The following is a 15464-nucleotide window of genomic DNA, read 5'->3' as shown; positions in this document are numbered from 1 at the left end:
GGGCTCAGCCGAACTTGCACCGGGCGTCCAGCGCCAGGCCGGCGCCGATGCTGCCGAACAGATCGCCTTCCACGCTGCGCGCCTCCGGCACCAGCGCCGACACCGATTCACGCAGGCGCGGCACGCGGCTGGAGCCGCCGGTGAAGAACACCGTGTCCACGTCCGCCGTCGACACGCCGGCGTCGCGCAGCAGCGCGCCCACCGTGGTTTCGACCTTCTCGATCAAGCGGCCCACGCAGGCGTCGAACGACGGCCTCGTCACGTCCACGCCCAGCTCCGGCGCGATGCGCGACAGGTCGATGCGGGCGGCGGGCGTTTCCGACAGCGCGATCTTGGCCTCTTCGACCTGCACCGCCACCCAGTGGCCGGCGCGCTGCTTGACCAGATTGAGCAGCAGGTCGATCTTCTCGCGGTCGCCGGCCTCGGCGCGGATATAGGCGAAGTGCTCGGCGGCCTTGCGGGTATAGGCCTGGTTGATGGTGTGCCAGCAGGCCAGGTTGCCGTATTGCGTGGACGGCACGTCCTTGCCGCTGCGCAGTTGGCTGCCCAGGCCCAGCATGGGCATCACGTGGGCCAGGCTCAGTTGCTTGTCGAAGTCCACCCCGCCGATATGGACGCCGCCATACGCCAGGATGTCCTCGCGGCGGTCGGCCTTGACGGCGCGGCCAGGGCCCAGGCGGATCAGCGAAAAGTCGGACGTACCACCACCGATGTCGATGACCAGCACCAGCTCTTCGCGGTCGATCTGCGATTCGTAGTCGAACGCGGCGGCCAGCGGCTCGTACTGGAACTCGATATCGGTGAAGCCGACGCTGCGCGCGATCTCGCCCAGCGTGTCCTGGGCGGTCTGGTCGGCGGCGGGATTGTCGTCCACGAAGAACACCGGCCGGCCCAGCACCGCGCGCGTGAAGCCGCGGCCCGCCGCGGTCTCGGCGCGGAGCTTGAGTTCGGCGATGAAGCGCGTCAGCAGGACGCGGAAGGGAATCGAGCGGCCCTGCACTTCGGTCGAGCCGTCGATCAGCGAACTGCCCAGCAGGCTTTTCATCGAGCGCATCAGGCGCCCGTCGTAGCCCGCCAGGTAATCGGAGATGGCGGCGCGGCCATAGCTGACTTCGGCGTCTTCGTCATGAAAGAAAATGGCCGAGGGCAAGGTGGTCTTGCCGTCTTCCAGGGCCAGGAGCGCGCGCTGATCGGGGCGGCTCCAGCCGACGGTGGAATTGGACGTGCCGAAGTCGACGCCGCATGCGGTGGAAATCATGAGGAATTCTGGGGCTTGAAGCAAAACGGCGCACAAGTGTAGCCGCAACCGCCCCAAACCCCCTATCAGCCCGTGCGCGCCAGCGCCCGCGCCGTGAACAGCAGCGTCGCCGCAGCCACCAGCAGGCCGCTGGCGAAGCCTCCACCATAGCCGACCTGCGCCGCCAATCCGGTCATCAGGGACGACGTCAGGATTTCGCCCAGGTCGCGCGCGCTCTGCACCGCGGTCATATCGGTGCCGGCCTGCGCGCCCCGGCTGGCGAAACGCATGGCCAGCGTCATCAGCGCCACCGACGCCGCGCCCGCGCCGAACGCCCCCAGGGCCTGCGCGGCCAGGGCCATGCCGGTTTGCGATGCGGCCCAGCCCTGGGCCTGCGCCAGCCACGCCAGCGCCGCCGCGCCCGACGCCGCCAGGCCCAGCGCCAGCACGGCGCGCGCGCCCAGACGGCCGATCAGCCACGCGCCGCCGCCGCAGCCCAGCACCACCGTCACCACGCCCCCGGCCATGCCGATGCGCCCCACGGCTTCGACCGCCCAGCCCGCGTCCACCAGGAACAGCTTGGACAGGCCGTAGCCCGCCACCGCCGTCATGGCGGACAGGAACGCCGCCAGCGCCAGGGCCCAGCCGCCCGGCCGGCGGATGAAGGCGGCCAGCGTCGCCCGTTGCCGCGCAGGCGACACGGCGAGCGGGGTTTCGCCCCAGGTGGCCGCCATCAGCAGGCTGAACGCCACCACGGCCGCCAGCGTCAGCAAGGCGCCGGCCTGGCCCAGATGGCCCGCCAGCATCAGGCAGCCGGGCCCGCCGAAGAAAAAGCCCACCATCGTGCCGCCCACCTGCACGGCGTTGGCGCGCGCCAGGGCCTGCCCCTCGAAGCGTTCCGCCGTCAGGCCGTCGGTGGCGATGTCCTGCGTGGCGCTGGCCAGCGAGGCCAGCGCCATCAGCGCCACCACCCAGGGCGCGGCCGCGGAACCGATGCCCAGGAAAGCCACCGCCAGCAGGCAAGCCAGCACCACGGCCTGCATCGGCACGATCCAGCTGCGCCGCCGTCCCAGCGCGGCCGTCCAGCGGTTGTCCACGACCGGCGCCCACAGGAACTTCAACACCCAGGGCAGGCCGACCAGCGGCAGCCAGGCCAGCGCCTGCAGGTCCGCGCCGTCGCGGCGCAGCAGCGCGGGCAAGGCCTCCATCGCCACGCCCAGCGGTATGCCTTGGGAGAAGTACAAGGCGCCTATCATCACGAACATGCGTCCGTCTGCAATACGGTTCACTTCTGATTTCCTTCAACAAGGGCGCGGGGGCTTGCGGCGTCCGCGCGGCGGTGTTCGCTGCCCTGCCCCGGCGTCACGAACAGGATCTTGCCGGGACAGGCCACGTGCAGCCGGTGCCACACGCCGCGCGGCACGATGGCGCTGCGGCGCGCCTCCAGCAGCACATCGGATTCGGCGCCGTCCCCGGCCATCAGGGTGAGCACCACGCGCCCTTCCAGCACGCAGAGCAGTTCGTCGCCCGCGGGGTGGCGCTCCCACACGTCGCCATGCACGTCGGCATCGCTGGCCACGGCCTTGACGCCGACCAGCCAGTCGTCGCGCGGCTCCAGCCGCCGCAGCCTGCCCACGTCGCGCAGGACGCCGTCGCGCCCCAGCGCCACGAAATGGTCCAGCCAGTCGAACGCGACCACGCTATCGCTTGCACTCATCGGGAACTCCTTCTTCTGGTTGCGGCGGACGCCGGCGGATGGCGTCCGCCTCGATTCATCAGTACTCGGCGCGCAAGGTCAGCATGACGTTGCGCGGTTCGCCATAGCGGTTGTTCCAGGCGGTGCCCGACAGGCTCTGGTAATAGCCGCGGTCAAACAGGTTGTTGACGTTGAGCGACGCGGTCAGGTGCTTGTCCACGCGATACGCCATGCGCAGGTCGACCAGCGCATAGCCGCCCTGGCGCATCGTGATGGGGCCGGACACCGTGGAATAGCCCGACTGCAGCTGCAGGCCGCCGCCCACGCTCAGGCGCCGCTCCAGTCCGGGCAGGGCGTAGTTGGTCCACAGCCGGAAGATGTGCTTGGGCGTGAAGCGGGCAAAGGGTTGGCCGCCAGCCAGCGAGTCCGACAGGTACTTGCTGGTGTTGAACGTGTAGCCCGCCGCCACCGTCCAGTACGGCGTGATGCTGCCGGAAGCTTCGGCCTCGATGCCGCGGCTGCGGACTTCGCCGCCCTGGATGTAGTAGCAGTTGCGGCCCACGCAAGGCCAGTCCGGATCCTCCTGCGCGCGGTTCTTCTGCTGGATCTGGAACACGGCCAGCGACACGTTCAGCGCGCCGTCCGCCAGTTCGCCCTTGACGCCGGCCTCGTAGTTGGTGCCGGTGATCGGATCCAGCGGCTTGCCGTCGCGAGTCAGTTCGCCCTGCGGCTGGAAGACCTGCGCATAGCTGCCGTACAGCGACCACTGGCGGTCCAGGTCCACGATCAGCCCGCCATAAGGCGTGAACTCGGGATCGATGCGCTGCCGCGCGCCCGGCGCGCTCTGGTTCCACCAGCTCATGCGCCCGCCCAGTACCAGGGTCACCGGATCCGCCAGCGAAAAGCGGCCCATGCCGTACACGCCCTGCTGCTTCAACCGGGTCAAACCCGGCGAGCTATACGGCCCGACGCCCGGCTCCGGCACGCTGTGCGGGTCCCAGTCGAACACGTTGACCGGCACCCTTGGATACGGCGTCAGGTCCGCGCTGTACTGCTCCGAGGTGGTGCGCTGGGCATTGCCGCCCAGCAGCAGTTCATGCCGCCGTCCAAACAGCTGCACCGGACCGCCGACGTAGGCGTCGACGTTGGCCTGGGTGTTCTCGAACTTGTAGGCCGCGCCCATCAGCGACGAGCCCAGCCCGGTCTGCCGGTCGATCGCGCCATAGGCGCCGGCGTACTTCAGATTGCTGTCCGCCGTCAGGTAGTTGGCGCTGACCTTGGCGCTCCAGCCCTGGCCGAAGCGATGCTCCAGGTCCGCGAACACGCGCGTGGTGTTCCAGTTGAAACGGTCCCAGGCCGCGTCCAGGTAGGTCGAGCGTTTCAGGCCGATGTCGCCGCCGTCCTTGTAGCGCGGCACGCCCGCCATGTTGGTGGTGGAGCGTATGCGCTGGTACTGCAGGCCCGCGGACAGCACCGTGCCGGGGCCCAGGTCGACCTCGGCTATGCCGTAGAACAGCGCCGACTTCTGGTCCGCCACGTCGTAGAAGTAGCCGCGGTCCTCCACGGCGCTGACGATCCGTCCGCGCACGCTGCCGCTGGCGTTCAACGGACCACCCAGATCCGCCTCTGCCCGGTAGCGATCCCAACTGCCGGCGCTGAGCGAGCCGTTGAAGGACAGCTCGCGCTGCGGCCTCTTGCGCACCAGGTTCACCGTGGCGGCGGGATTGCCCGAGCCATGCATCAGGCCGTTGGCGCCACGCAGGATCTCGACGCGCTCGTACACCGCCATGTCCTGCGGCGACGCGGCCATGTTGCCCATCAGCACCGGCACCCCGTCCTGCTCGAACGAGTCCACCTTGAAGCCGCGCGCGTAATACGCCGTGGTCAGCAACTGATAGGGCTGCACGGTGATGCCGGTGGCATGCTGCATCACGTCATCCAGGCTTTGCAGATTCTGCTCGCGCATCCGCTCCTGTCCGATCACCGTCACCGATTGTGGAATCTCGCGCAGCGTCAGCGGCAGCTTGCCCAGGGTGGCCGCGCTTTCCGCCACGCCCTCGCCGCTGACCGTCACTGCGGGCAACGATTGCGCTTCCTGCGCCAGCGCCGGCCCCGCGGCCACCGCCAGCCACAAGGGCCAATGCCGCGCACGCGCCGCACCCCCTAGCGGCCTGCGAGCCGCTTTCTTCACCTGTGTACGCACTGCCTGTCCTCTTAAAACTTTGTTGAGAATTATTCTCAAGTAATTCTAAGAACGAAGGCGCACCCCCGCTGTCGATTGCGGAAGTCTTGTTGGCGATTGCCGAAGTTTCGAGGTTTCAGCCGCGCAGCGCGACACGGCTGGGCAGCACGCCGTAGCGGCGCTGGAACGCCTTGGTGAAGTGCGAATCGGTGTAGCCGCAGGCGTAGGCCGCCTCGGAAACCGTATAGGCGCCTTCGGCCAGCAGCACGCGGGCCTGCTCCATGCGGCGTTCGCGCACGTAGGCATAGACGCTCTGGCCGAACAGCTGGCGAAAGCCAGTGGTGAGCTTGTTGACGTTCACGCCGGCGCGCCGCGCCAGTTCGGGCAGCGACGGCGGATCCTGCAAATTCGCGGAAGCCAGTTCGCGCGCGTGGTGCAGGCGCTCGACATCCGCGCGCGTCAGGCCGCGGGCCGGCGCCTGACGCGCCGCCGGCTGCAGCGCGCCCAAGGCCAGCGCGGCCAGCTCCAGCGCCTTGGCCGACAGGTACATGCGCTTGAGCGCCCCCTGCGCCGGGCAAGCCAGCATCTGGTGGCCCAGGACCTCCAGGGCGCGATCCGCCCGCAGATTGGCTTCGGCATAGGACGCGATGTTGCGCGGGCCGCGCAGCAGACCCGCCACCTGGCAAGGATCCATGGAAAATGCGTCGCGCAGGTGATCCAGGCCGGTGCGCAGCGACACGAAGCGCAGGGCCTGATGCGCACCGAACTCATGCTCCATGCCCATGGCGTCCTGGCACAGGCTCAGGTGCAGCGCGGGCCCGCTCAGGCGGGTGGCCGGCGCGCCGTGCACGCTGTAGCGCAGGTCCCCGTCCAACACCAGAACCAGCTTCAAGCCGGGCTCCAGGCGCTCCGCCACGCGCTCGTCGCGGCCGAAACGCAAGGTGCCGCCCGCCAGCGACATCGCGGGCATGGCGGCCGATACGGTCCATTCGGGTTCGGGAGGGGTAGCAGTCACGGTAGCGGCTCCGCGGCGTAGAGCAGCCGTTTTTTTGAGATTGAATATTATTACCGTTTATCCCAAACGAAAAGCCCGTCCGCCGCGGACGGCCTGCCCTACTGCTGGCGGCGCTGCTCCAGTTCCTTCAGGCACTGCGCCACGCCGGCCTGCATCTGCGCATTCGACACGGCGGCGCGGTCGGACACTTCGCGGCAACGCACGTATTCGGCCTGGCTTTCAGGCGTGTCGCGGATGACGGCGGGCGCCGTTCCCGCTTCGGGCGTGACCGTCATGCGCAGCGTGGAAGGCGGCGAGAGGCTGCCGTCCTTGGAGCGCACGCTGGGATACTGGTATTCCTGCGTGACGGGAGCCGCGTTCTGCGCCTGCGCGGCGCCGGCGGCGCACAAGGCGGCCAGCAGGAAAGCGGAAATGTGGAGTTTCTTCATGACGACCTCTCTTCAATGATTCTGCGCCCGGGATCGCGGGCCTGAGCCTGTCCCGGCGCGCGCCGCCCTATCGTATCGCCGGCCGCGCCCGCGCGGCGTGCCAAGACGCTACACAATCCGCCACAGTTGTTTCCCGCCGTTTCGCGCGGCGCCGGCCTATTTCTTCGGCGTCTGCTGGCGCAGCGGCGTCAGCAGCGAAGACAGTCCGTTGTGGTCCAGCTCGTGCATCAGCGCCAGGAGGCGCCCCAGCTCCCCAGGCGGAAAGCCCTTGCGCGCAAACCAGGCCAGATACGGGCCGGGCAGGTCGGCGATGAGGCGGCCCTGGTACTTGCCAAAAGGCATGGTGCGCGTGACCAGCAGGGACAGCAGTTCAGGATCCATGGGGCCTCTCCGCGCCGTCGAAGACGATGTCCGCCGCGGGCACGGCGGCGATCTTCACGCCGAAACTGGAAATCGACGACAGGGTCGCATTGTGATGCACGCGGATCTGCGCGCCTGCCGCATGCGGCTTGTCATGGGTGGTGTGGGCGTCCGCCGCCAGCGTCACGGGATGGCCCAGCGCGGCGGCGCGGCGCACGGTCGTGTCGACGCAGAACTCGCTGGCATAGCCGCAAATCACCAGCCCGGTGGCGCCGGCCTGCGACAGGGCGTCGGCCAGGCCCGTGCGCAGAAAGGAATCGGGCGTGGTCTTGCGCACGCGGATATCGCCGTCGGCGGCTTGCAGCCGCGGATCCAGCTGCCAGCCGGCCAGGCCGTGGTCCATGGCGCTGCCCGGGCTTTCATGCTGCACGTAGATGACCGGCACGCCCGCCTCGCGGGCGCGTGCGGCCAGTTCGTTGATGCGCGCCAGCACGGCCTCGGCGTCGGCGGGCGCGGGCGAGGTTTCGAACAACGCGCGCTGCACGTCGATCACGATCAAGGCGGAAGTCATGGTTTCCTCGAAATGGCCATCAGCTGATGCGGGCATGCATCCAGAAATCGCGCGCTTCGCCCCGCACCTGCCGATAGTGGCGCAACAGCCCTTCGCGCTCGAAGCCGCAACGCTGCAGCACGCCGGCGGACGCCAGGTTGGTGTCCAGCACGGTGGCCTGGATGCGCGCGAAGCCAAGCTCGCGCACGGCCCAGGCCGTCACGGCCTGGCAGGCTTGCGTGGCGATGCCGCGCCGCCAGTACTGCGGCGCAACGTCATAGGCGATCTCCGCGCGCCGCGCAGGCAGCGAGATCTCGTTCAAGCCTATGGTGCCGGCCAGTGCGCCATCCGCGGTTTCGATCGCAAACCGCATGCTGTGCGATTCGGCAGGATTGGCGTAGGCGCGGATCAGGCGCACGAGCGTGTCCGGGCCGTCCAGCTGCCAGCTGGTATGCCGCGTGACAGCTTCGTCGCGCAGATAGGCATGCCATGCGGCCGCGTCCGCGTCCCGCATCGGGCGCAGCCGCAGGCCGTCGAGGCCCAGTTCGGGCAGGTCTTGCGGGCAATCAGTGAAGGTCGGAAGCATTCTGGGGCGCGATCGGCTGCGGCGCCAGCGCCGCGACATGGCGCAGCTTATCAGGGTTGCGCACGATGTAGATGGCGGTGATCTTGCCGTCGCGCACTTCCAGCGTGGTGGACCGGGGCAGGCCGTCGAGCTCGGTCGCCAGCACGCCCGGCATGCCGTTCAGCTGCGTCACCACGGCATCCAGGAACTGTCCGCCGGGCTTGGAGGACAGGCCGGCGAAAAAGCGCGCGATCTTGTCGCTGCCCAGGATGGGCCGGAACACGGCCAGCTTCTTGCCGCCGCCGTCGGCATGCAGCACCGCGTCCCGCGCCAGCAGGCTGCGCAACGCGTCCACGTCGCCCGCGCGCGAAGCCTGCCAGAAGGCATCGGCGATGCGCGCGCCCTCCTGCTCGGTCACCGCGTAGCGCGGACGCGCCTCGCGCACGCGGCTGCGCGCCCGCGCGGCCAGCTGCCGGCACGCGGCTTCGTTGCGGTCCAGCGTCAACGCGATCTCGGCGAACGGCATGTCGAAGACATCGTGCAGCAGGAACGCGGCGCGCTCCTGCGCGGACAGGCGTTCCAGCGCCAGCATCAGGGCCACGGACAGGTCGTGCGCGATTTCGCCCGCCCCCGGCGCGTCGTAGCTGCCGGCGTCGGGCAAGGGTTCCGGCAGCCAAGGGCCCACGTATTCCTCGCGCCGCGCGCGCGCCGACTTCAATTGATCCAGGCACAGCCGCGTGACCATGCGCGACAGAAAGGCGCGCGGCGCTTCGACCTGGCTGCGATCGACGTCCCGCCAGCGCAGCCAGGCGTCCTGCACCATGTCCTCGGCTTCCGCCCAGGAGCCCAGCATGCGGTAGGCCAGCCCCTGCAGATGCCTGCGGTGCGGCTCGAAATCGGCAATGGCATCGGCGGCGGCGGATGCGTTCATGAAAAGCCTCAGTGCTTGGGATGCTGCGAGCGGAACCCCACGGCGATGCGGTTCCAGCTGTTGATCATGTTGATGGCAACCGTCAGGTTAACCTGCTCTTCGGCGCTGAAATGCCTGGCGATCGCGGCATAGTCCTCGTCCGGCGCGCGGGTCTCGGACAGCCTGGTCAACGCTTCGGTCCAGGCCAGCGCGGCGCGCTCGCGTTCGCTGTACAGCGAGGATTCGCGCCAGGCGTCCAGCAGGTACAGGCGCATTTCGGTTTCACCCTGCTTGCGGGCGTCGGTGGAATGCATGTGCAGGCAATAGGCGCAGCCATTGATCTGCGAGGCGCGCATCTTCACCAGTTCAAGCAGGCTGTGCTCCAGGCCGCAGCCCTCGACGAAATCGTTCAGGGCAATCATGGCCTGCATGGCCTTGGGCGCAGCGGTGTAGGCGTTGAGGCGGGCGGTGCTCATGGGTCAGTCTCCGGCGGGTTCGCGGGCGCCGCGGAATGCGGCGCCGTTACCCCTAAGACGAGACAGCCCCCGGCTTCGTGACAGCATTCGCCGGGAATTTTGTAACGGCGATGCCCGCCCGCTAGAAAGCCAGCCGTCCGCGCAATTCGCCGAAGGGCACCATCACGTGCTCGCGATAGGCGGGGCGGGCTTGCAGGCGTTCGTACCAGGCCTGCACATGGGCCAAGGGTAGATGCGGAATGTCCAGTTCGAAGTAGCGGTACAGCGTGGTGCCGGCCGGGATGTCAGCCAGGCCCAGGCTTTCGCCGCCCAGATAGGGCTGGTCCGCTAGCGCGCGGTCCAGCTGTTCCAGGCAGGCATGCGTGGCCGCGATGGCGCGGCCGATGGCAGCCGCATCGCGCTGCGCCTCGGGCGTGCAGTAGTAGCCCCAGAACACGCCGGACAGGAAGGCCGGCTGCAAAGCGGTCTGCGCCCAATCCATCCAGCCGTCCGCGCCGGCCCGCTGCGCCGGGTCGTCCGCCCAGAACCGGCCGGCGCCATCGCGCGCGGCCAGATAGCGCAGGATGGCATGGGACTCCCACACCACCGTCGCGCCATCCCGCAGCAGCGGCACCTTGCCGTGCGGATTCATGGCGCGGAATTCGGCCGTGTCCAACAAGCCGTGCTGGCCTCCAGCCAGCACGTGCTCATAATCCAGGCCCAGCTCTCCCGCCAGCCACAACACCTTTTGCACATTGAACGAACTGCGGCGTCCCCAGATGGTCATCATGGCGCTGGCCCTCAAGCCGCGTGCGCGATGCGAGGCTCGCAGCGCACGGGGAAGTTGACCGAATTGGCGATGAAGCAGAAATGATGCGCGCGCTCGTGCAGCTCCGCCGCCAGCGCCGCGTCGTCGCCGGCGCGGATGGTCACCTCGGGGCGCAGGATGACCTCGGAAAAGGCGCCGCCGCGCGCGCGGTCCTCGACCATGACGCCCTCGGCCTCGTCGCGATAGGCCAGCACCGTCACGCCTTCCACCGCGCAGAAATGCAGGTACCAGAGCTTGTGGCAGGCGGACAGCGACGCCACCAGCAGGTCCTCGGGATTCCAGCGCGCGGGATCGCCGCGGAACGCCGGGTCGGACGAGCCCGGCACATCGGGCTTGCCCGCCGCGCGGATCAGGTGGTCGCGGGAATAGGCCGCGTAGCTGGACGTGCCTGTGCCGGTATTGCCGGTCCAGTCCACGGTGACGTTGTAACGGTGTTCGCCATGCATCGATATCGTCCTGTTCCAAGGGAGACGCCCGGGCGGCCGGGGCCGTCACGGCCGCCTGCGCGAAGACGCCTAGCGTAGCGCATGAGCGGCCCGGCCTTACATCCCGTTTCAGCGCCCCCCCGTTACTATCCGTATCGTGACCGGTTTGCCAAACAGGAGCTCGCCATGATGAAAACCACCCTGACCTGCGCCCTGACGCTAGCCCTGCTCGCCGGCTGCGCGCCGACCCAGCGCGACCCCGTGCGCGCCGACAGCCACACCGCCCGCGACTCCCTGGATTGGGCCGGCAGCTACGACGGCACCCTGCCCTGCGCGGACTGCCCGGGCATCCGCACCCGCCTGACCCTGGAGCAGGACGGCCGCTACGAAAGACAGACCCAGTACCTGGACCGCGAACCGCAGCCCGAAACCGTGACGGGCACCTTCAGCTGGGAGTCCGATGGCAGCACCATCCGGCTCGACGCGTCCGGCGACAGTCAGCGCTACTTCGTCGGCGAAAACCAGGTGACCCTGCTGTACCGCGACGGCACCCGTCCGACCGGCCCGCTGGCCCCGCACTACATCCTGCGCCGCGCGCAATAAGACGTCGCGCCCGGCGCGCGCTTGCGGCTATGCTTCCAGCATCGTCCGCGCCCGCGCGCGCAGCCTCACCGCAAAGGAAACCATGAAGACCGATCACGAGCTGCTCTCCGCCTTCGCCCCCACCGGCACGCTGCGCGCGTCCATCAACCTGGGCAATCCCATCCTGGCCAACGCCGATCCCGTCACCGGCCAGGCCGGCGGCGTGTCGGTGGACCTGGCCTCGGAACTGGCGCGGCGCCTGGCCGTCGAGCTGGAGCTGGTGGTGTTCAAGTCCGCCGGCGAATCCGTCAACGCCGTGGCGGCCGAAGAGGCCGACGTGGGTTTCTTCGCCATCGACCCGCAACGCGGCGCGCAGATCGCCTTCACCGCGCCCTATGTGGTGATCGAGGGCGCCTACCTGGTGCGCCAGGATTCGCCCATCGCCAGCATGGACGAAGTGGACCGCAAGGGCCAGCGCGTCGTGGTCGGCAAGGGCAGCGCCTACGACCTATACCTGACGCGCGAACTCAAGCAGGCGGAGATCTTCCGCGCGCCGACCTCGCCCGCCGTGGTCGACACCTTTCTGCAGGAAAACATGGAAGTCGCCGCCGGCGTGAAGCAGCAGCTTGAAGCCGACGCGCAGCGCCTGGGCGGCCTGCGCCTGCTGGACGGCCACTTCATGCTGATCCGCCAGGCCATGGGCGTGCCCAAGAGCCGCGGCGCCAAGGCCAGCGCCTATCTGTCCGCCTTCGTCGAAGCCATGAAGAAATCGGGCTTCGTCGCCGACGCCCTGGCCCGCCACAAGATCCAGGGCGCGGCGGTGGCGCCGCTGGAGGCCTGAACAGGCCAGTCTGGGCAGCCCCCAAAACTGAACTGCCCCCCGCAAGCTGGAGATAACTCCAGTTTCCGGGGGGCAGTTCACGCGTGGAACCCGTCCACGCCCGCTGCGGCCTGTCAGTGGCTGATCATCCAGGGCCTTGCGCCCGCGAACGATTTCGCCCCGTCCGGCGTGGTGCGCGTCTTGCCCGCCGCCTTGCCGCCCGAACAGCAGCCGCAATTCAAGCCGTGGCCCGACCGCGAACTGCGCGGCTCGTGCGCGCTGCGCTCGTTGACCGCGCGCGCCCGGTTCACCGCGGACGACAGCGCCGAGATCGCGGGCGCGCCGCCCACGATGCGGCCGCACATCGCGCCGCATTGCGGGCAGGCGGCAGGATCGCGCCACCGGGCCAGGGGCACCAGCGCCGCGAACTCGCCGCAATCGCCGCAGGCATAGTCATACATGGGCATAGCGGGTCTCCTAGCGGTCGCGCGAAAGCGGCATGTCGACGCCGCCCTGGATGTGCTTCACCGGGCCGGAAGCCGAGGGCTGGATGTCGAAGTCGAAGATCTCGGTCGGCAGCCACAACGTGGCGCAGGAGTTGGGAATGTCGACCACCCCGCTGATGTGCCCCTGCACCGGCGCGCAGCCCAGCAGCGAATACGCCTGCGCGCCCGAATAGCCGAACTTCTTCAGGTACTCGATGGCGTTCAGGCAGGCCTGGCGGTATGCCACGTTCACGTCCAGGTAGTGCTGCTTGCCGGACTCGTCCACCGAGATGCCTTCGAAGATCAGGAAATCCTTGTAGGCCGGAGTGATGGGGCTGGGCTTGAAGATCGGATTCTTGATCGCGTACTTCTCCATGCCGCCCTTGATCAGCGACACTCGCATATGCACCCAGCCCGCCATCTCGATGGCGCCGCAGAATGTGATCTCGCCATCGCCCTGCGAGAAATGCAGGTCGCCCACCGACAGCCCGCCGCCCTTCACGTAGACCGGGAAGAACACCCGCGCGCCGCGCGACAGGTCCTTGATGTCGCAATTGCCGCCATGCTCGCGCGGCGGCACCGTGCGCGCGCCCTCGGCCGCCGCCTTGTCGCGGTCCGCGCCCTGCAGCGCGCCCATGTGTGCCGTCTTCGGCGCGGGCGGATTGGCCAGTGGCGGCACGCGGTTGGGATTGGTGTCGATCAGCGCCTGCTCGCGCCGGTTCCAGGTGTCCAGCAGCTTCTTGTCCGGCAGGCAGCCGATCAGCCCCGGATGGATCAGCCCCGCGAAGTTCACGCCGGGAATATGGCGCGATGACGTGAACATGCCGTGGAAATCCCAGATGGACTTCTGCGCATGCGGAAAATGCTCGGTCAGGAAGCCGCCGCCATTGTTGCGGCTGAAGAAGCCGTTGAAACCCCACAGGCTGTCGGGCTTGGCGCCGATGTCCAGCAGGTCCACCACCAGCAGATCGCCGGGCTCGGCCCCTTCCACGCCCACCGGCCCGGAAAGAAAATGCACCGTGGACAGGTCCACGTCGCGGACGTCGTCGGCGCTGTCATCGTTCTTGATCGCGCCGCCGGTCCAGTCGTAGGTTTCCAGCACGAAGTCATCCCCCGGCTTGACCCACACGGCCATCGGAATATCCGGATGCCAGCGATTGTGGATCTGCGCGTTCTCGTAGGGGGATTGGGCCAGGTCGACCTTGATGAGGGTGTCAGTCATTCTCTTTCATCTCCAACGCAAGGTGTTGATAAAACAGAAATTTCTATCTTCGACTGTCTAATATAAATGCGCAATTTAGCGCTTGTAAGTCGTTGATATGCAAAGCACAGTAGGCGAGTTTTAGACAGCGGTAAACTGGGTTTTTGCACAGCTAACCATGCCCTACTTCAAAGACCCCTCACGCAACCCCGGCTGCTGCTGGACTTGTACGCACTTTCACGGCGAGACATCCGATGAAGGACGGCGCCCCTATTGCCGTAGGGATCCGCAGTTCCCTATCTCCCCATCCTTCCCCGATGACGGCTGCTCTAGCTGGCTGAGGGAGCCCGGCGCCGACGATGAAATCAAGCCAGCCGCTCAGCGGACCTATGTTGCGACAGCGGTTTTCCCTCTGAAGCGGCAAGGGCACCCTCCCTAGTTGTGTCACCTCGCGGGTCCGGGTAGCGCCGCCATTAACTGTAACAAAACGATCCAAATATAGACCAGGTTAAACTAATGCGCGCCAAAAAGTAGCAGACCAAGTAACGAGAGAATCGTATGTCCCCTCCAAACGCAGGAAGGCTGGAATTCGCCAATACACTACGTGGCTTTGCCGCCATATCGGTGCTTTTATCCCACTTCGCCGGCATTTTCTGGGTCATGAATCCCCTGATATGCGACCTGCTTGGCGTTCCAAAGCTGGCAACCCTCCCGGAGAGGTCTGATTTCCTGTCATTCGTCGGCGATTACTGCATCGTCCTGGGCCAGTTCGGGGTGGGCATCTTCTTCATCATCAGCGGCATGGTGATTCCGTTTTCCATGCAAAATAGCAGCAAGCGAGATTTCCTGTACAGACGGGGGCTCCGGATATATCCGGTCTATATAGCCGGCTTCTCGTTCGCCATGCTCATGCTATACGCGCTCTCGATGTACAAAGGGAACGGTTTTAACTTCTCATTGCTTGGCATACTTGCCCACTTTGGCATCGTTACCCGCGCGCCAGCAGGCGTGTCCCGTATCGACGGCATAAGTTGGACGCTGGAAGTTGAAATATATTTCTACTTGGTTCTTTGCGTGTTGGGCGCCAAGGCCATGCGGTTTGACTTCCCTCGACACATCATCGCGATGCTCGTGGTTGCATCCCTAGCGAGTTGGGCATTCAAATTTGAAGGTTACGCGGTCGGAGTGCAGATTGCGTCCGGCCTGCTGCTACTGCTTGGAATGGCTTACTACTCATTGCTGAACAACAGAGTCACCGCCGCCCAGTTCCGGAGCCTGCAGTTGTTAGTATGTATCCTGATCCCGATCTTATGGCTGTGGATCGCACAACGTGCTGAGTACACCTACCAATGGATGTCCGGATACATGGTCGCCATTGCCGTCTTTCATATTTGCTATCTGCTGAGAACTCGCTTCACGAGCAACAGACTCCTCGGCCATTTCGCCGACATCAGTTATCCGCTTTATGTAGTTCATGCCTTGTTTGGCTACGCCATCATGTATGTACTAGTGGAAATGGGAGCTGAACCTGTGGCAGCCATAGCTGGGGCATCGCTGGCCTCGTACCTGGCCGCACTCGGCATTCATCTGGGAGTCGAGAGACCGTTCTTACGCTGGAGCAAAAGGACGCGCCAAGGTGCCACTTTCGCCGAGGCCAGATTGGGCTCCCCCACTCCCATCAAAACTTGAAGGAAGTGCCTTCCAACTCTGACCCCATCCTCCGA

Annotated in this window: 18 protein-coding genes; 3 read left to right on the top strand and 15 right to left on the bottom strand. The window is 66.9% G+C overall.

The genetic code is table 11. The features are described from left to right. Positions 1-4 precede the first annotated feature (4 nt). The 13 genes from HWY37_RS06930 to HWY37_RS06870 form a co-directional block, all read right to left on the bottom strand. Positions 5-1258 carry an Hsp70 family protein gene (locus HWY37_RS06930; protein ID WP_176088208.1) on the bottom strand — a complete coding sequence of 418 codons (1254 nt, stop codon included), beginning with the start codon at positions 1256-1258 and terminating at the stop codon, positions 5-7. Between the two features lie 65 nt (positions 1259-1323). Continuing rightward, a complete protein-coding gene (locus HWY37_RS06925; protein ID WP_176088207.1) occupies positions 1324-2526 on the bottom strand; it encodes a RhtX/FptX family siderophore transporter in 1203 nt (400 codons plus the stop codon). Continuing rightward, on the bottom strand, positions 2523-2954 hold the full coding sequence (locus tag HWY37_RS06920; protein WP_176088206.1) for a cupin domain-containing protein: 432 nt from the start codon (positions 2952-2954) through the stop codon (positions 2523-2525). The genes HWY37_RS06925 and HWY37_RS06920 overlap by 4 nt, the downstream gene beginning before the upstream one ends. Positions 2955-3012: 58 nt before the next feature. Beyond that, positions 3013-5136, bottom strand: a complete 2124-nt coding sequence (locus tag HWY37_RS06915) for a TonB-dependent siderophore receptor (RefSeq protein ID WP_176088205.1) — start codon at positions 5134-5136, stop codon at positions 3013-3015. 115 nt (positions 5137-5251) lie between these two features. After that, a complete protein-coding gene (locus HWY37_RS06910; protein WP_246302215.1) occupies positions 5252-6130 on the bottom strand; it encodes a helix-turn-helix transcriptional regulator in 879 nt (292 codons plus the stop codon). Positions 6131-6228: 98 nt separating this feature from the next. Then, the gene (locus HWY37_RS06905; protein ID WP_175209142.1) at positions 6229-6558 is read right to left on the bottom strand and encodes a hypothetical protein; all 330 of its coding nucleotides are present in this window, start codon (positions 6556-6558) and stop codon (positions 6229-6231) included. A 156-nt stretch (positions 6559-6714) separates the two neighbouring features. After that, positions 6715-6939 (bottom strand): DUF3820 family protein, encoded by a 225-nt coding sequence (locus HWY37_RS06900; protein ID WP_175209141.1) that lies wholly within the window; start codon positions 6937-6939, stop codon positions 6715-6717. After that, a complete protein-coding gene (locus HWY37_RS06895; protein ID WP_176088204.1) occupies positions 6929-7489 on the bottom strand; it encodes a cysteine hydrolase family protein in 561 nt (186 codons plus the stop codon). Before HWY37_RS06895 ends, HWY37_RS06900 begins: the two co-directional genes overlap by 11 nt. Positions 7490-7508: 19 nt before the next feature. Then, positions 7509-8054: a GNAT family N-acetyltransferase gene (locus HWY37_RS06890; RefSeq protein ID WP_176088203.1), complete on the bottom strand. Its 546-nt coding sequence runs from the start codon at positions 8052-8054 to the stop codon at positions 7509-7511. After that, positions 8035-8964, bottom strand: a complete 930-nt coding sequence (locus HWY37_RS06885) for a sigma-70 family RNA polymerase sigma factor (protein WP_176088202.1) — start codon at positions 8962-8964, stop codon at positions 8035-8037. Before HWY37_RS06885 ends, HWY37_RS06890 begins: the two co-directional genes overlap by 20 nt. An 8-nt stretch (positions 8965-8972) precedes the next feature. Continuing rightward, the gene (locus HWY37_RS06880; protein WP_175209137.1) at positions 8973-9419 is read right to left on the bottom strand and encodes a carboxymuconolactone decarboxylase family protein; all 447 of its coding nucleotides are present in this window, start codon (positions 9417-9419) and stop codon (positions 8973-8975) included. Between the two features lie 121 nt (positions 9420-9540). Continuing rightward, on the bottom strand, positions 9541-10188 hold the full coding sequence (locus HWY37_RS06875; RefSeq protein WP_176088201.1) for a glutathione S-transferase family protein: 648 nt from the start codon (positions 10186-10188) through the stop codon (positions 9541-9543). An 11-nt stretch (positions 10189-10199) separates the two neighbouring features. After that, positions 10200-10673, bottom strand: coding sequence for an OsmC family protein (locus tag HWY37_RS06870; RefSeq protein ID WP_176088200.1), 474 nt, complete (start codon positions 10671-10673; stop codon positions 10200-10202). A gap of 165 nt (positions 10674-10838) precedes the next feature. Here HWY37_RS06870 and HWY37_RS06865 point away from each other — a divergent pair, with 165 nt between their 5' ends. Continuing rightward, complete coding sequence (locus tag HWY37_RS06865) at positions 10839-11255, top strand: copper resistance protein NlpE (RefSeq protein WP_175209134.1); 417 nt, start codon at positions 10839-10841, stop codon at positions 11253-11255. Positions 11256-11337: 82 nt separating this feature from the next. Beyond that, entirely contained in the window at positions 11338-12075 is a 738-nt protein-coding gene (locus tag HWY37_RS06860) for an ABC transporter substrate-binding protein (RefSeq protein WP_176088199.1), read from the top strand. 113 nt (positions 12076-12188) lie between these two features. Here HWY37_RS06860 and HWY37_RS06855 read toward each other — a convergent pair whose 3' ends face one another. Both HWY37_RS06855 and fmdA read right to left on the bottom strand, forming a co-directional pair. Further along, positions 12189-12521, bottom strand: a complete 333-nt coding sequence (locus tag HWY37_RS06855; RefSeq protein ID WP_175209132.1) for a zinc ribbon domain-containing protein — start codon at positions 12519-12521, stop codon at positions 12189-12191. A 10-nt stretch (positions 12522-12531) separates the two neighbouring features. Further along, positions 12532-13761: a formamidase gene (gene fmdA, locus HWY37_RS06850; RefSeq protein ID WP_175209131.1), complete on the bottom strand. Its 1230-nt coding sequence runs from the start codon at positions 13759-13761 to the stop codon at positions 12532-12534. A 537-nt stretch (positions 13762-14298) separates the two neighbouring features. Here fmdA and HWY37_RS06845 point away from each other — a divergent pair. Next, on the top strand, positions 14299-15429 hold the full coding sequence (locus HWY37_RS06845) for an acyltransferase family protein (protein ID WP_175209130.1): 1131 nt from the start codon (positions 14299-14301) through the stop codon (positions 15427-15429). Positions 15430-15464 lie beyond the last annotated feature (35 nt).

The sequence above is a fragment of the Achromobacter anxifer genome (assembly GCF_903652925.1).
GTDB classification, from domain to species: domain Bacteria; phylum Pseudomonadota; class Gammaproteobacteria; order Burkholderiales; family Burkholderiaceae_B; genus Achromobacter; species Achromobacter anxifer.
This window is presented reverse-complemented; position numbering and strand designations above follow the sequence as displayed.

Coding starts and splice junctions, on each gene's coding strand:
- HWY37_RS06875 (WP_176088201.1), bottom strand. CDS start 10,188: ATGATGACCATCTGGGGACGCCGCAGTTCGTTCAATGTGCAAAAGGTG.
- HWY37_RS06895 (WP_176088204.1), bottom strand. CDS start 7,489: ATGACTTCCGCCTTGATCGTGATCGACGTGCAGCGCGCGTTGTTCGAA.
- HWY37_RS06905 (WP_175209142.1), bottom strand. CDS start 6,558: ATGAAGAAACTCCACATTTCCGCTTTCCTGCTGGCCGCCTTGTGCGCC.
- HWY37_RS06880 (WP_175209137.1), bottom strand. CDS start 9,419: ATGAGCACCGCCCGCCTCAACGCCTACACCGCTGCGCCCAAGGCCATG.
- HWY37_RS06845 (WP_175209130.1), top strand. CDS start 14,299: ATGTCCCCTCCAAACGCAGGAAGGCTGGAATTCGCCAATACACTACGT.
- HWY37_RS06870 (WP_176088200.1), bottom strand. CDS start 10,673: ATGCATGGCGAACACCGTTACAACGTCACCGTGGACTGGACCGGCAAT.
- fmdA (WP_175209131.1), bottom strand. CDS start 13,761: ATGACTGACACCCTCATCAAGGTCGACCTGGCCCAATCCCCCTACGAG.
- HWY37_RS06890 (WP_176088203.1), bottom strand. CDS start 8,054: ATGCTTCCGACCTTCACTGATTGCCCGCAAGACCTGCCCGAACTGGGC.
- HWY37_RS06920 (WP_176088206.1), bottom strand. CDS start 2,954: ATGAGTGCAAGCGATAGCGTGGTCGCGTTCGACTGGCTGGACCATTTC.
- HWY37_RS06855 (WP_175209132.1), bottom strand. CDS start 12,521: ATGCCCATGTATGACTATGCCTGCGGCGATTGCGGCGAGTTCGCGGCG.
- HWY37_RS06900 (WP_175209141.1), bottom strand. CDS start 6,939: ATGGATCCTGAACTGCTGTCCCTGCTGGTCACGCGCACCATGCCTTTT.
- HWY37_RS06865 (WP_175209134.1), top strand. CDS start 10,839: ATGATGAAAACCACCCTGACCTGCGCCCTGACGCTAGCCCTGCTCGCC.
- HWY37_RS06885 (WP_176088202.1), bottom strand. CDS start 8,964: ATGAACGCATCCGCCGCCGCCGATGCCATTGCCGATTTCGAGCCGCAC.
- HWY37_RS06860 (WP_176088199.1), top strand. CDS start 11,338: ATGAAGACCGATCACGAGCTGCTCTCCGCCTTCGCCCCCACCGGCACG.
- HWY37_RS06930 (WP_176088208.1), bottom strand. CDS start 1,258: ATGATTTCCACCGCATGCGGCGTCGACTTCGGCACGTCCAATTCCACC.